The sequence below is a fragment of the Streptomyces sp. NPDC018947 genome (assembly GCF_044390505.1).
Lineage (GTDB): Bacteria > Actinomycetota > Actinomycetes > Streptomycetales > Streptomycetaceae > Streptomyces.
In genome coordinates this window covers 305,686-320,598 of record NZ_JBIRZD010000006.1, presented here as the reverse complement: position 1 = coordinate 320,598, position 14,913 = coordinate 305,686, and the positions used below count along the sequence as shown (strand labels likewise).

12 protein-coding genes are annotated in these 14,913 nt (G+C 72.2%); 7 read left to right on the top strand and 5 right to left on the bottom strand.

Annotated features, from left to right (window positions below):
• Positions 1 to 131: 131 nt before the first annotated feature.
• The 3 genes from ACH499_RS14880 (at position 132) to ACH499_RS14870 (ending at position 3,409) form a co-directional block, all read left to right on the top strand.
• The gene (locus tag ACH499_RS14880) at positions 132 to 1,349 is read left to right on the top strand and encodes an ROK family protein (RefSeq protein ID WP_399015953.1); all 1,218 of its coding nucleotides are present in this window, start codon (positions 132 to 134) and stop codon (positions 1,347 to 1,349) included.
• A 273-nt stretch (positions 1,350 to 1,622) separates the two neighbouring features.
• On the top strand, positions 1,623 to 2,174 hold the full coding sequence (locus ACH499_RS14875; protein ID WP_356202500.1) for a sigma-70 family RNA polymerase sigma factor: 552 nt from the start codon (positions 1,623 to 1,625) through the stop codon (positions 2,172 to 2,174).
• The gene (locus ACH499_RS14870) at positions 2,171 to 3,409 is read left to right on the top strand and encodes a CU044_5270 family protein (RefSeq protein ID WP_399015950.1); all 1,239 of its coding nucleotides are present in this window, start codon (positions 2,171 to 2,173) and stop codon (positions 3,407 to 3,409) included. The genes ACH499_RS14875 and ACH499_RS14870 overlap by 4 nt, the downstream gene beginning before the upstream one ends.
• A 239-nt stretch (positions 3,410 to 3,648) precedes the next feature.
• Here the strand turns inward: ACH499_RS14870 and ACH499_RS14865 are convergent, their stop codons facing one another.
• Complete coding sequence (locus ACH499_RS14865; protein ID WP_399015948.1) at positions 3,649 to 6,471, bottom strand: AfsR/SARP family transcriptional regulator; 2,823 nt, start codon at positions 6,469 to 6,471, stop codon at positions 3,649 to 3,651.
• 259 nt (positions 6,472 to 6,730) lie between these two features.
• Here ACH499_RS14865 and ACH499_RS14860 point away from each other — a divergent pair, with 259 nt between their 5' ends.
• The 3 genes from ACH499_RS14860 to ACH499_RS14850 all read left to right on the top strand — a co-directional run bounded on the left by ACH499_RS14860 (position 6,731) and on the right by ACH499_RS14850 (position 9,034).
• A complete protein-coding gene (locus ACH499_RS14860) occupies positions 6,731 to 7,792 on the top strand; it encodes a hypothetical protein (RefSeq protein ID WP_399015946.1) in 1,062 nt (353 codons plus the stop codon).
• Positions 7,793 to 7,989: 197 nt separating this feature from the next.
• Positions 7,990 to 8,406 carry a YybH family protein gene (locus ACH499_RS14855; protein WP_399015944.1) on the top strand — a complete coding sequence of 139 codons (417 nt, stop codon included), beginning with the start codon at positions 7,990 to 7,992 and terminating at the stop codon, positions 8,404 to 8,406.
• 94 nt (positions 8,407 to 8,500) lie between these two features.
• Entirely contained in the window at positions 8,501 to 9,034 is a 534-nt protein-coding gene (locus ACH499_RS14850; protein WP_356202509.1) for a 2'-5' RNA ligase family protein, read from the top strand.
• Positions 9,035 to 9,108: 74 nt separating this feature from the next.
• Here ACH499_RS14850 and ACH499_RS14845 read toward each other — a convergent pair whose 3' ends face one another.
• Positions 9,109 to 10,248: a glutathione-independent formaldehyde dehydrogenase gene (locus ACH499_RS14845; RefSeq protein WP_356202510.1), complete on the bottom strand. Its 1,140-nt coding sequence runs from the start codon at positions 10,246 to 10,248 to the stop codon at positions 9,109 to 9,111.
• A 213-nt stretch (positions 10,249 to 10,461) separates the two neighbouring features.
• On the opposite strand from ACH499_RS14845, the gene ACH499_RS14840 reads away from it, so the two are divergent.
• Positions 10,462 to 10,650, top strand: a complete 189-nt coding sequence (locus tag ACH499_RS14840) for a hypothetical protein (protein ID WP_356202512.1) — start codon at positions 10,462 to 10,464, stop codon at positions 10,648 to 10,650.
• 28 nt (positions 10,651 to 10,678) lie between these two features.
• Here ACH499_RS14840 and rfbB read toward each other — a convergent pair whose 3' ends face one another.
• The 3 genes from rfbB to ACH499_RS14825 all read right to left on the bottom strand — a co-directional run bounded on the left by rfbB (position 10,679) and on the right by ACH499_RS14825 (position 14,714).
• Positions 10,679 to 11,662 (bottom strand): dTDP-glucose 4,6-dehydratase, encoded by a 984-nt coding sequence (rfbB, locus tag ACH499_RS14835; protein ID WP_399015940.1) that lies wholly within the window; start codon positions 11,660 to 11,662, stop codon positions 10,679 to 10,681.
• 408 nt (positions 11,663 to 12,070) lie between these two features.
• Positions 12,071 to 13,081, bottom strand: a complete 1,011-nt coding sequence (locus ACH499_RS14830; protein WP_356202515.1) for a hypothetical protein — start codon at positions 13,079 to 13,081, stop codon at positions 12,071 to 12,073.
• A 364-nt stretch (positions 13,082 to 13,445) separates the two neighbouring features.
• The gene (locus tag ACH499_RS14825) at positions 13,446 to 14,714 is read right to left on the bottom strand and encodes an MFS transporter (RefSeq protein WP_399015937.1); all 1,269 of its coding nucleotides are present in this window, start codon (positions 14,712 to 14,714) and stop codon (positions 13,446 to 13,448) included.
• Between the last annotated feature and the right edge of the window lie 199 nt (positions 14,715 to 14,913).

Here is a 14,913-nt window from a genome sequence, read left to right as displayed (position 1 = left end):
TGGCGGCTTATTAAAGGACTGTTCGTTACTATGGCGGCCAGTTGGACCGTCCCGTCAAGGGGTCGGACGACAACCGGTCTGAACCACATGGAGGGGAGCCGGCGTTGCCGGCGAACGGGAGGGCGGACTCCATGCCACCGAGGCAAGCCGCGGCCACGGGCACCCATGTCGTGCGTCGGATGAACGTGGCCGCCGTCCTGTCGGCGTTGCGGGAGGGCGACTCCTCCGCCACCGTGAGCAGCCTCGCATCGGCGACCGGGCTGTCCCGGCCCGCGGTGACCAGGGCGTTGGGGGAACTACGGGACCGCGGCCTGGTGGAGCTCACCGCGGCGAGCGCGTCGTCGCAGCCCGGCCGGCCGGCCCAGTACGCCAGGTTCCGCGCCGAGTCGGGCCATGTCGCGGGGATCGACATAGGCTCCCACAAGGTTCTGGTCATGATCGCGGACCTGGCCGGGAAGGTGCTGACCGTGCTCCGCGCGGCGGTCCCCGCGGGCGTGACGGGACCCGAGCTGTTCGAGATCGTCCGGTCCGGACTGACCGCCGCGGTCACCGAGGCGGGAATCCGCCTGTCCGGACTGTGGGCCGTCAGCGTCGGCGTGCCCGGCGTCGTCGACCGCGACCGCGGCGAGGTGCTCCTGGCGCCGAGCATCCCCGGCTGGGCCGGACTGCCCGCGGTGTCGCTGCTGCGCGCCTGGCTGCACTGCCCGGTTTCCATCGACAACGACGTGAACCTCGCGGTGGCCGGGGAACGCTGGCGGGGCGCCGCCGCGGACGCCTGCTCCGACAGCCTGGTCTTCGTCCACTGGGGCAGGCGGATCGGCACGGGCATCATCCTCAACGGCATGACGCACCGGGGCAGTTCAGCAGCCGCCGGCGAGCTCGGCTTCATCGACCTCGCCTCCGGCCCCGACGACCCTCCCGGCCCGCGCCACGCCGATGGCATCGGCCCGTTCGAGCGGCTGGTCGGTGCCGCCGCGATCCACCGGCTCGCCCAGGAGGCCGGCGCCCCCGCCGGAGACGAGGAGGACATCTCCCCCCTCTTCGACGCGGCCGCGGCCGGTGAACCGGCGGCCGTCGAGGTGGTGGAACGCGTAGCGGCACGATTCGCACGCGGCCTGGCGGCCCTGGTGCTGATACTCGACCCCGGCCGCGTGGTGATCGGCGGCGGCGTGTCGCGCGCGGGGGACGCGCTGCTCGAACCGGTACGCCGCCATCTGCGCGGCCACGCCCTGGTGCCGGTCACGGTGCACGCCTCCGTACTGGGCGAGCAGGCCGTCGCCCTGGGCGCCGTGCGTCACGCGCTCGACGCGGCGGAGGAGCGGCTCCCGGTCTCCGGCAGGGAGACCTGACAGGACGCCGGGAGGCGCGCTGCGCGGCGGGCGGGCACCTCCCCGGGCCGCACCGGCGCTGCCCGCCGTCCGCATCCCGCACAGGCACCGGACGCCCGTCCTGGCTCGCCGTGAAGGACCGGTACGCGATCGCGGCCGGGCAGCGGCAGCCCGGTCGCCCCCGGAGCCCGGGACGAGGCCCCGCCGCGGAATTGATCGCATCGCGCTGTAACGATCGGGCGGCACGCACCACTTCCCGGTGACAGATGAACCCGGAGGACGGAGGTGCACGCCGTGCCCGATGACGAGGCACGCTTCACCGCGATGTACAACACCTGCCGACAACCCGTCTGGGCCTACGCGGTCAGCCGCGCGGGACGGCAGGTGGCGGACGAGGTGGTGAGCGAGACCTTCACCGTGGCCTGGCGGCGTATCGGCGACATTCCCCAGCCGCCGCTGCCGTGGCTGCTCGGCGTGGCCCGCAATGTTCTGCGCGACGCCGGACGCGCCGAGGTCAGGCGCGCCTCGCTCGCCGCCGAGCTGCGGGACTGGACGGACGCGGTCGAGGGCGACATCGCCGACGACGTCGCGGACCGGATGGCGCTCCGCAACGCCCTGGCGTCCCTGGGCGAGGAGGACCGGGAGGTCCTGATCCTTGCCGCGTGGCAGGGGCTCACCCCCCGCGAGGCCGCCCGCGTGGTCGGCTGCACGGCCGCCACCATGCGCGTGCGGCTGCACCGTGCGCGCCGCAGGCTCGCCAAGGCGGTGGCGGTACGGGACGGGGCGTCACCGGTACGCCCCTGTGCCATTCCCCTGGTCAGTACGGCAGGAGAGGAAACGCGATGAAGCACGACGATCTGATGCGCCGGCTGGCCGACGCCCGTCCCGGACACCTCGACCCCGACCGGCCGGTCGACCCCGAGGTCCGGCGGACCGAACTGCCGGACGTCATGCGGCGTACCGGGGAGCCGCCGGTGACGCCGGCGAAGCGGGGAAGGGGGCGCGGCGGCGTGCGCCCGGCGTGGAGCGTGGCCCTGGCCGGTGCGGTGGCCGTGACCGCCGCGGCTCTGGTCGTCACCACGGCCGGGCCGCCAGGGCTCGGGACGCGGCCTGAGGCGGGGGCGGCCGCCCCCGACTTCTCCGAGTCCCGCATCCTGCTCGCCGCCGCCTCCCACGTCGAGAAGACACGGGCGACCTCGGGTGCGTACTGGTACCAGGAGGAGCGTTTCGGGGGGCTGCGAAGAGTCCCGGGCAAGGACTACACGCTCGACGTCCGCACCGAGAGCAAGACATGGCTGGCGAAGGGCACCGGCAAGCGCGACCGGCGCTGGACGCTGCACATCGACGCCGGGGCCCGGCCCGCCACCCCGGCCGACGAGGAGGCATGGCGTGCCGACGGCTCGCCGAAGCGGTGGGACCTGACGGACTACGACCAGGCGCGACGGGACGATCGCCGCGAGGGCGACGAGCCCCGGCCGGAGATCGTCACGTGGGAGGGCGCGGGCGAATTCGCGGGCGACGCTCCTGGTGGTACGGCGGACACGGCCTCGGCCGGGGCGGAGATCGGCCTGGCGGAACTGGAGTCGCTGCCCACCGACCCCGACCGGCTCCGCGAGCGGCTGGAGGAGATCGTCGACGAGCAGTACAACGCGCCGCCGCACATCCTGGAGGGACTGCTCGGCGAGACGGCCGAGAACCTGGCCGTCGAGCTGCCGGTGTCGCCGCAGTTGCGGGCCGCTGCCTACCGGGTGCGTGCCTCCCTGCCGGGCGTGCGCGACATCGGTGAGGTCACCGACCGGTCCGGACGCCCGGGGTACGCCGTGGAGGTCAGCAACCTCTGGCCCGGAGGAGAGGGCAAGCGCCGCTTGATCTTCGACAAGGAGACGGGACTGCCGCTCTCGGAGGAGCTCTACGCGACTTCGGCCCGCGACGGACATCGCCCGGGAGAGCTCGTCGGCTACACCCTCTACACGGCGATGGGGTGGACCGACCAGGCCCCGCCCTTCGACGAGGACTTCATGACCGACGAACCGGAGCTGCCGAACGTGGAGACCGACGTGGAGCCCGCCGACGGGCACTGACCCTCACCCGTGCGTGCCACGGCGCGTGTCCGCCCGCGCGGGCGGACACGCGCCGGCCGGTCGGAGCGGAGGGCGCCGACGTCACGCCTCTCGCCGTCCCCCACACGGACAGCACCCGCACGGCCGCCGACCTCGGGCCGTCCACCTGCCGTCCCAAGCCGGCCCTCCCGCCGCCGGACTCCCGCGCGGGGCCTCGTCCTCGGCTCGGAGCCGGTGTGAGCGGCTCCGGCCCGGTCCCGTCACCGGGCCGGCTCCGTGAGGTCGGGCCGGCCCTGGAGCAGGCCGCTGAGTTTGCCGCGCAGTTCGGCGGTGGCCGGGTGGCCGATCTCCTCGGCGATCTCCAGGGCGTGGCGCCAGGCGAGCCGGGCCGCCTGGGGATCGGCGAGGGCGAGATGCGTGTCGCCGAGGTGGTGCAGTATCTCCGTCTCGCCGTAGCGGTCGCCGAAACTGCGATCCAGCTCTAGGGCCCGCCGGTAGCAGTCGAGGGCCTCGGTGTGCTCGGCGAGCCGGTGGTGTGCGTAGCCGAGGCTGTCCCACGCCCCCGCCTCGCCGTGCCGGTCGCCGATCGCCTGGTTGAGAGCCACCGCCTGGGCGCAGTGATCGAGCGCGGCCCGGTGGTCGCCGAGCGCGATGCTCAGCCAGCCGACGTTGTTCAGTGCCTTGGCCTGGCCGGGGCGATGACCGGTCTGCCGGTACAACGTCAAGGCCTGCTCGGCGTGGTCGAGCGCGTCCCGCTGGCGCCCTTGTTGATTGCACACCCAGCCCAGGCCTCGGTGGGTATGGGCCTGGCTGTCCCGATCACCCAGGTCGCCGTAGAGATCCAGGGCGTGGCGGAAGTGGGCGTGTCCTTCGTCGAGCCGACCGGTCTGGGTGCAGACGTTGCCGAGGCTACGGTGCGCGGCGGCCTCCCAGGACACGTTGCCGAGCCGTCGGGCCGCGTCGAGCGCGATGTGCTGGCTGGTGGTCCAGTCGTGCCAGTGACCGCGGTAGTCGAAGAACGTCTCAAGGGCCCGGGCAAGCTGCCAGGCGTGCGCGTCGTGGCCCGATCGCACGGCCAGGTCGATGCTGCTCAGCAGGACCGGGTGCTCGACGGTGAACCAGGCCAGGGCCGCGTCGCGGTCGGCCAGGGGCAGGGGAGTCACGCCGGGCCGGGCAGCCACCGGGCGGATCCCGCCCCGGTGCGGGTCCAGCCGCTGCGCCGCCGAGCAGGCCGTGTGGAGGAAGAAGTCCACCATTCTCAGAAGCGCCTCGGCGCCGCCGTCGGCCCTTTCCGTTCGCGCCCGTTCGACCGCGTAGAGGCGGGCGAGGTCGTGCAGACGGTACCGGCCGGGTTCGGGCTGCTGGACGAGGTGCGCGTTCTCGAGTTCCCGCAGCGTCGCCCGCAGGGCGGAGACCGGCCGGGCGACCAGGGCGGCGATGGCGGCCTGCCCGATCTCCGGACCCGGGGCCCGCCCCATGAGCTGGAACACTTCGGCGGCCCCGACCGTCAGGGCGTTGTACGACACGGTGAAGGCGGCGCGCACGTTGGCCGTCAGGTCACCCGCGTCCAGCGCGTCCAGCCGGGCCGACTCGTCCTGGAGTTCCTCGGCCAGCACAGCGAGGGGAAAGGCCGAGTGGGCCGCCGCGCGGGCGCCGACCACGCTGATCGCCAGGGGCAGCCCCGCGCAGTGCTCCAGCAGCCCGGCGACGGCTTCCGGCTCGGCCGCTGCCCGGTCGTGCCCGACATGGTGCGCCAGCAGCTCTCGTGCCTCGGTGCCGGTCAGCACGTCGAGCGTCAGGAGCCGGGCCCCGTAGGCGCTCGCCAGCCCGGCCAGCCGCCGGCGGCTGGTGATCAGGACCGTGCAGGTGGCGCTGCCCGGGAGCAGTGCCGCCGCCTGTTCGGCGTCGGCGGCGTTGTCCAGCACGATCAGCATGCGCCGTCCCTGGACCAGGCTCCGGTAGAGCCCGGCCTGTGCCTGCGGGTCCAGCGGGACGGAATCGGAAGCCACGCCCAGGGCGTCGAGGAATCCGCGGACGGCGACGGCGGGTGCGACGGGTGGCTCCCCCGAAGGGTCGAAGCCGCGCAGGTCCACGTACAACTGCCCGTCCGGGAAGCGGTCGAGGTTCTGGTGGGCCCAGTGCAGGACGAGGCGGGTCTTGCCGATCCCGCCGATGCCTCCGACAGCGAAGATCACCACCGATCCGCCCCGTGGGTCCGACGAGTCCAGTGCCTTGTCGAACTCCGCGAGTTGCTGGTCCCGGCCGGTGAACCAGCGCGGGTGGGCGGGCAGTTGGCGAGGCGTCGGGACGTCGGCACCGGCACGGGCGGCCGGCTGCGGGTCCGGAACGGCGAGCGCCGGATCACCGGTGAGGATCCGCTGGTGCAGGTGCCGCAGCGGCGCCCCGGGGTCGACCCCCAGCTCGTCGGCCAGCCGCCCCCGTACGTGCCGGTAGTGGGCCAAGGCGTCCGCGGCCCGTCCGCCGCGGTAGAGGGCGAGCATCAACTGGCCGGCCACCCGCTCGTCCAGCGGATGCCGCTCGGCCCGTACGGACAGGTCGGGCAGGCACTCGCCGTGGCGGCCGGTGCGCAGCAGGGCGTCGGTCCGGTCCAGCTCCGCTGCCCAGTGCTCGGCCCGCAACCGCTCGCGCACGGTGTGCAGCCACGTGGAGTCCAGCCCGGCCAGCGGTTCGCCCTGCCACAGCCCCAGTGCCTCCTCGAACAGGGGCAGGGCGGACCGGTCGTCCGTGGCCGCGCGGGCCCGGGCGACCAGGTGGCGGAAGCGGTGCAGGTCCACCGTGGCCTCGCCGAGGTCGATCACGTAGCCGCCGGACCGGCGGACCAGTCGCACGCCGTGCGGCTCCAGCCCGCGGCGCAGGCGGGACAGGTAGGCGTAGAGCGTGTCCCGTCCCCGGTGGGGCGCGCGGTCGTCCCACACCCGGCGGAGCAGCCGGTCGGCCGGCAAGGGGCGGCCGGCGTCGATCAGCAGGGCCGCGAGAACGCACTTCTGCCGCGCGTGTCCCAGCGCCACAGACCGCCCCCCGGCCCGTGCCTCGAGCGTGCCCAGTAACCGGAACTCCAGCATGCCGTGCTCCCCCTCCACGCCGGTACCGACCCGGAAGGCACCACTGTGACCTGCCGCGCAAGGTTTCTCGCAAGGTTTGCCCAAGGTCGGCCGTACATCGTTGTCGACGTGTCCGGAACCGGGCGGCCCGCCGCCCGGAACAGCCTGCGGCGCCGCGGCGCCGCACGGTTGATCGTCCTGGGCCGGTTCATCGACCGCACGAGTGGCGGGAACGACTTCTCCCTCGTGCGTCACACGATCCTTGAATGGGGGAACACTCATGCGCGAGCACCTGCGCATCGGCCTGCCGGCCCTAGCGGCGGCCGTGATCCTGATTCCGAGCGGACCGGGCGCGCTGGCCGCTCCGGCCGGCGGCGAGGATGTCACCGTCTACGTCGGCCCCGGCGGAACCTCGCTCGCCGGACTTTCGGGGAAGTCGCTTCTGCGGGCGGCGGGGGAGGCCGGCCTCACGGCGCAGCGTCCGGTCGCGTCCCTGCGCGACGCCCAGGCCGTGCTGAAGGCGAGGAACACGAAGAACGCGACGATCATGCTCCGCGGCGGCACCTACACCGATGCCGGTGTGGAGTGGGGGCCGGGCATCGCCGGCGGTACGGTCACCGTCAAGGCCCAGCCCGGTACGGGCCCCGTCACGTTCGACGGACGGGCGGCCAAGGCCGGGTACTGGACGCAGGTCGGTCCGAAGTCGCCCAAGCTGAACTTCCAGGGGCCGTACACCGTGCAGCGCTACGGTGACGGTGGGATCAAGGCGACCGGGAACAAGAAGGACGGCCCGGTCAAGGGGCTCGTGGTCAACGGGATCACCTTCAGGCAGATCGGAAACGCCTGGGTCAAGGGCGGCAAGGGGTACGCCGGCGTGCACCTGAACTACGTCTCGAAGGCCAGGATCACCGGCAACTCCTTCGTCAATCTCGAGAACAAGACGGCCCGAGGGAACACCCACGGTGTCTACCTCGCCTTCAACCAGACGCAGAAGACCCCCGGGAGCGACGGCAACCTGGTGAAGGGGAACACCTTCCAGGTCATCTCGGGCGACGCGGTCCGCGCCAGCGACGGCAGCAGCGGCAACAAGGTCCAGAACAACGTCTTCAGGAAGGGCCGCGACTACGCGGGGAAGATCCGGGGGAACGGCAACTACGGGATGTTCACCTACTGGGCGTTCCCGAGGGCCGACACCTGCGGAAAGGGCGGGAACACGTTCTCGGGCAACACCTACACCGTGAACTACTACAACAAGAAGGCGCCGGCCGTCCGCTCCGGATCCGACACCGGCCGCACCTGCAACTCCGTCAAGGCCACGGGTCGCAACACCTACAAGCGCTGACCTCAGCCTTCCCCAACGGTCCGCCGGCCCCGTCGGCGGACCGTTCCGCGTTCCGCGGCCGGCGGCGGCCGACCGCCGGCGCGTCAGGCCGCGGCCTGCCCGGCGACCGGCGATGAGTTCGCGGCCCCCGGGTCGTCCCAACCGCAAGGAGCGTGAAACGCGCCGCGGACGCGGCGCCCGCGGAAGGAGGAGCTGCCATGCACCACGAGGAACAGCACATCCGGGACCTGATCGAGCGATGGGCGGCCGCGGTGCACGCCGGGGACCTGGACACGGTCGTGGCCGATCATGCCGATGACATCGTGATGTTCGACGTGCCCCCGCCGCAGGACGGCGTCCGCGGCATCGACGCCTATCGCGCGGTGTGGCCGCCCTTCTTCGTCTGGCAGGCCGAGGGGGCACGCTTCGAGATCGTCTCCCTGAGGGTGACCGCCGGAGCGGACGTCGCCTTCGCCCACGCCCTCGTCCGCTGCGGTTCGCCGCAGGACCTGGCCGCCCACCCGGACCGCAGGCTGCGGCTCACCCTCGGCCTGCGCAAGGAATCGGGCCGGTGGTTCGTCGCGCACGAGCACCACTCGTTCCCGCTCGACACCGACGGCGAGCCCGAGCGGTGAAGACGGGCGCCGCACCAGCGTGCGGCCGCCGGCCCTCCGTGAGCGCGGCGGGCCTCGACGTACCCGGTTCCTGCCCCGCCGGTAGGCTGCGGCGATGCGTACGGTCGAGCTTCTGTTGGACGAGGCGGCGGAGCTGGCGGTCCGGGAGGCATGGCGGCGGCTCGCGGACGCGGGGCTGCCCAGCCAGGCGCGTCACCGCTCACCGACCAACCGCCCGCACCTCACCCTGGCCTCCTGCCCGGAGCTGACCGCCCCGATCCGCTGGGAGCTCGCCGAGGTGGCCGCCGCCCTGCCGCTGCCGGTGCGGTTCACCGGCCTGGTCCGCTTCGAGACGCCCACCTCGGTGCTGGCCTGGGCGCTGGACCGCGACGTCGCGCTGGCCGGATTGCAGCGCCGGGTATGGGAGGCGGTGGCCTCGGACAGCCCGCCCGGGGCCCTCAGCCCCTTTCACGAACCCGGGCGCTGGAGCCCGCACGTCACCCTCGGCCGTACCCGGCGGCCGGGCGCCTTCGCCGGCCGCCGCATCCCGGAACTGCTGCCGGCGCCGCCGCTGTCGGCACGGCTCGTCACCCTGCGCAGCTACGACACCGAGACCGGCACCCTGGAGGTGCTGGAACCGCGTCCCTGAGACCGCCCCTCACCGAGGGGATCTCCCGGACCCAGCGGTCCGGGAGATCCCCTCGTCAGGCCTGACCGGTGCCTTTACTCCTGGGGATGAAGGACGACCTTGGTGTAGCCCTCGACGCGCTTGTCGAACTTCTCGTACGCCGACGGTGCCTGCGCGAGAGGCAGCTCGTGGGAGACGACGAAGCTCGGCCGCGCGCGGCCCGCGATGATCAGATCACGCAGGTGCCGGTTGTAGCGCTTGACGTTGCACTGGCCGGTGCCCATGCGCAGGCCCTTCTCGAACATGCGGCCTATGGAGACCATCAGCATGCCCTGCTTGGCCTGCTCGTCCGGTCCGCCCGGGTCGCGCGGGACGTACAGGCCCGGCACACCCAGAGCACCGGTCGGCCGGACCGTGTCGACCAGCGAGTTCAGGACGATCGCCGGCTCCTCACGACCCTCGCCGCCCGCCTGGGCCTGGTAGCCGACGGCGTCGATGCCCTTGTCCGTGCCCTGTCCGTCGGTCTGCTCGTGGATCTGCTCCACCGGGTTGCCCTCGGCGAAGTTGACCGGGATGGCGCCGATCTCCTCGGCCTTCTGCAGCCGCTCGGTCACCCGGTCGACCACGAAGACCTTGCTCGCCCCGCGCAGCAGCGCCGAGTAGGCCGCCATCAGCCCGACCGGACCACCGCCGTAGACGGCGACGGTGTCACCAGGGCGTACGTCGGCCAGCTCGTTGCCGTGGTACCCGGTGGGGAAGATGTCGGCGAGCAGGACGAAGTCGGTCTCGTTCTCGGTGCCCTCGGGGAGCTTCAGGCAGTTGAAGTCCGCGTAGGGAACCTTCACGTACTCGGCCTGGCCTCCTACGTAGGGGCCCATGGCCACATAGCCGTACGCACCACCGGCGAACCCCGGGTTCACGGTCAGGCAGAAGCCCGTGTAGCCGGCCGTGCAGTTCTTGCAGAAGCCGCACGCCACGTTGAAGGGCATGACGACCCGGTCGCCGCGGCTGAGCGACGTCACGCCCTCACCGACCTCTTCGATGACGCCGAGGTTCTCGTGGCCGAAGACGATGCCCGGCTCGGCCGCGGTCCGGCCCTCGTACATGTGCAGGTCCGAGCCGCAGATGGCGGTGGACGTGACACGTACGATCACATCGTTCGGGTGCTGAATCCGGGGATCCTCCACTTGCTCGATCGCCACTTCGAACGGTCCCTTGTACACGACGGCCTTCATGGTCGAGCACCTCCACTCGGCGCACTCGCTCGTTCACTCTCGGGAACAATGACTCCAGGGCGCTTTGTCGCTCCCCGGCGGAGAAGTCTTGATCGGCACAGTTGGTCCGATTTTTGTGCTTTCCCTCACTGTCCAGACTGGTCCACGATGCGATGCTTTGCACCTAGGGAATGCACATTCCCCTTCTGTGCGATGCGGAAAGGATCAGGAACCGTGACACGACGTCTCGGAGTGCTGCTCGTCCCGGTCTCCGGGCTGTCCGGCACCAGCTATCCGGTGGGCACCCAGGTGGCCATCCGGGGCACCGGAGCATCCGTCGACGGCTTCGTCGGCGGAGACTGGCTGCCGCTCGCGTGGTGGGAGTTCTCGGACATCCAGCCGGTCGACACACCCCGCATGTGAGTCCAGACTCCGGTTGCGCGTGGGCATGTCAGCCACGGTCCAGGTCGCTGTACTTGGACGCCTTCCACCAGTCCGGGTTCTCGCGGTACCAGGCCACCGTCGCGGCCATCCCCTCCTCGAAGCCGATGCGCGGGGAGTACCCGAGCCGCTCGCGGATCTTGGTGTCGTCCAGGGCGTACCGCGCGTCGTGCCCCTTGCGGTCCTCGACGTGCCGGACGGCGGACGGGCCGGCGCCGCACAGTTCGAGGAGGAGGGCGGTGACCTCGAGGTTGGTGCGTTCGTCGCCGCCGCCGACGTTGTAGACCTCGCCGGCCTCGCCGTGCTGGAGGACCAGGTGGACGGCCCGGCAGTGGTCGTCGACGTGCAGCCATTCCCGTACGTTCAGGCCGTCCCCGTACACCGGGACCGTCCGGCCCTCCAGGAGATTGGTGATGAACAGCGGGACCAGCTTCTCCGGATGCTGGTAGGGGCCGAAGTTGTTGGAGCATCGCGTGATGGACACATGCAGACCGTGGGTGGCCCAGTACGAGCGGGCCATGAGGTCGGAGGCGGCCTTCGACGCCGCGTAGGGGGAGTTGGGCAGCAGGGGGCTCTCCTCGGTCCAGGAACCCTCGGCGATGCTGCCGTACACCTCGTCGGTCGACACGTGCACGACCCGTTCTACCCCGGCGCCCAGACAGGACTCCAGCAGCGTCAGCGTGCCGCCGACGTTGGTGCGTACGAAAGGGGCGCCGGACCGCACCGAACGGTCGACGTGCGACTCGGCGGCGAAGTGCACCACCGCGTCGTGTCCGGGGAGCACCTGGGACAGGAGTTCCCTGTCGCACACGTCGCCGTGCACGAACTCCATGCGGGGATCGTGGGCGGGGAGGTTGCCGCGGTTGCCCGCGTAGGACAGGGCGTCGTACGCCGTGACCCGGGCGCCCTCCCAGCCCGGATATCCGTCGGCGAGCAGGGTGCGTACGAAGTGCGAGCCGATGAAGCCGGCCGCTCCGGTCACCAGGATCCTCATGCCGCACGGCCTTCCTGAGAACTGTCCGGGCGACGGCCGCCGTGCACCCCGGTGAGGCGCGCGCCGTGACGCGCCTCCGCGTCCCCGGCACCAGGCCGCAGACTGCCGCTGAACCGCCTGAGGCGGTTCCCGGACCCGCCCGACAGCACCAGTGCCTTCATGAGAGCAACTCCGTTCTCGACGATCTCGCACACGGCGAAGGCCATTGTCCGACGTCAGCGCTGGTGAGGTGTGCGGCGCGCAGGCCGGCGGGGGTGCCTCGATCGGCCCGTGACCCCTGGGGCACGACCCCTTCGTCGACCGCTGGAAGGGCATGCCTCATGCACCCGAACGTACGTCAGGGGTCGGCGTACGACCTAGCTGGGCAGTCCGGCACGTGAGGGACACAGCCTGCCCCCGCATACGACGTCACGGCTTCCCGCCGGTGACCCGCGGGGCCTCTGACACGTTCCACGCGACCGCCCCGACAGCGGGCTCCGCGGAGGCGATCTCGTACGTCACCTCCCCTCGCGGCTGCTTCACGGCCATCACGTCGCCGCCCGTGTCGCAGGGCACCCGCTGTGTGGTGGTCCTCCCGTCGACGGTGAGGCGGACGGTGACGGCCTTGCCCCGGCCCGAGCAGGACAGAGTCAGGAAGTAGTCGGTGCCGGAGTCGAGTGCGGGGGTGCGGCGGACACGGCCGGGAAGGTCTTCCGTGCCTTCATCCACGGGCTGGTCCGCCTTCTGGTCCAGGTTCACGTCGGTGTGAAGGCTGCTCAGCGCCGTTCGCCGGTAGACGTTCAGCGGTGAGGTGCCCTCCAGCAGCCGCTGGACGTCACCCAGGTTCTTGGGGTTGTACACCTCGCCGATGGCGAACGCGGCGACAGCGTCGGCGGGCAGCCCACGGACCGCCTTCCGGTACGCATCGGGGACGACGGCCCGGCCCTCCAGTTCTCCCCGGCCGAGCGTGTTGTCGTCGTACGGGAGGGCCGCGTCGTCACCGATCAGCTCCACCCCGCCCAGAGTGCCGACGACACCTACGACGTAGGTGTGGCCGGGCTCGAGCCGGGGCGCTCCCTCACGTGCGACCTCCTCCCTGCCGCCCCAGAGGGTGGTGTACCAGCCGTGCGCCCGCAGGGTGATCTCCTCGGACAGGCGCGGCGCCCCGGGCCTCGACCAGACGACCCGGGTGACCGCCGCCGTGATCGTCCGGGGAACGTAGTCGCCGTCCTTCGGTCCGGCCTCGGCCGCCGCCTCCCGCGTGACCCGGACGACCGCGACGTGGTCACCGTAGGCGACCCATTCCTGCGCGGCGGCGGATCCGCGGAGCGGGTGGTACGAGGCGCGGGGGAGCACCCGGCGGCCGTCGTCGGCCACGACGGCCACCGCGCCGCCCGCGGCCGTCAGCACGGCCGCGCCGACGGCGAGACCGATGGCCATGCGTCTCCTCGATGCCACTGTGCTCCTGTCCGATGCCCGGGGTCCCGTTGGATACCGATGGAGGACGATTTCCACGGCTGTTCGGTTCCTGCCGTTCACGCGTCCGGCGCGACTGTGCCGTCCACGGCCGTCGGGTGGCACGAACGGTTGCGGGGGCGGCTGCGGGGCGGCACAGCACGGGCGAACAGTGCCGCCAGGGAGAACGCAGCACCGCCGGTTCGCGGGCCCTGATCCCGAGACGGCGAGCCCGGCCCGCTCGTGCAGGACTTTTCTTCAGCGGCCCGCCCCCTGAGCCTCCGAGCACCGGCTCGTGAACGAGGCGGACGTGCGAAGACGAAGGTCGGTCGGCCGGAGGGCCTGCCGGCTACCCCTCCGGATCCGCGGTCGCCGGTGAGCCGTTCGCGGTCCGGACGCCGGTGTTGTGCGGTGCCTGGAGGTGGCGTACGGAGGAGGAGAGAAGGGTCGTGGCAGTGGCCAGCACGATCAGGAGCGCGCAGCCGGTCAGGGCGGGGCCGGTGCCGACGGCATCGGCGACGGGTCCGGCGGCGAGGAGGCCGAGAGGTGCGAAGGCCAGTGAGCCGAACCATTCGTAGGAGCTGACTCGGGAGAGGGCTTCCTCGGGGATCTCGCGCTGGATGGTGGTGGCCCACAGTACGGCGAAGACGTCCGAGGCGACGCCGGAGCAGAACATGGCCGCGGCGATCAGCCCCACCGGCGCCTGCCAGGCCAACAGGGCGATCGGCAGGGCGGCGGGGAACGTGGCGCAGACGGCCACCAGCACCGGGCGTCTCACCCGGACCCTCGCAGCGAGCCCCGCGCCCGCGATGGTGCCCAGAGCCTGGGCCGTCACGATGACCGACCACGCTCGGGCACCGCCGAGGTGTTCCTGGGCCGCGAGGGGGCCCAGCACACCGACGTTGGCGTTCAACGCGGCGACGACCACGGCGTACTGCGCGACCACCGGCCACAGCCACGGCCGGCAGGAGAACTCCCGCCAGCCCTCCCGCAGATCCGCCCAGCCGGACGACGTCTTCGCGGGCCGCCCTGCCACACGCAGTCGCAGCACCAGGACGGCGCTGAGGGCGAAGGAGACCGCGTTCAGTGCCAGCGCCCAGCCCGCTCCGACCAGCGCGACGGTCACACCCGACAGTGCCAGGCCGAGCAGCAGGGACATGTTGGTGCCCACCCGCAAGAGCGCGTTGCCCTGCTGGAGCCGCCCCTCGGACACCAGCAGCGGCAGCACACCGTCCATCGCCGGGGAGAACAGGGCGGTGGCCGTGCCGGCGACGGCAGCCAGGACGCACATCGCCACCAGCGGAGCACGCCCCGTCAGGACCATGACCGCCAGGCCCCCGTACGCCGCCGTCCCGACCCAGTCCGAAAGCGCCATCAGCCGAACCCGGGACATCCGGTCCGCGATCACCCCGCCGGCCAGGATGAACGCGAGCTGAGGCAACGCCTGACAGGCCAGCACCAACGACAGCCGGCCCGGGCCCCCACCTGGCAGACCCAGCACGGCGAACCCGAGCGCCACCCGCGCAAACCCGTTGCCCAGAACCGAGATGACCCGCGCCGAAGCAAGCAGGGCGAACTGACGGTCCCGCCAGAGCGGCACCGCATCCGAGATCGTCACAGCGCCCGACCCTACGGCGACCCCAGCACGGCGGACTACGAACCGGCCACATCTCCGGCTCTACCGTCGACGACACAACGCGCGGCCGACAGGCACCACAGGCCCGCACCGCGTCGGTGAGGGCCTGCCGCGCTGCGATGAACGGCTGGTGGTGGACCGATACGACAGCCCGCCGCAAGCTCGTTCTGACAGGGCGCTG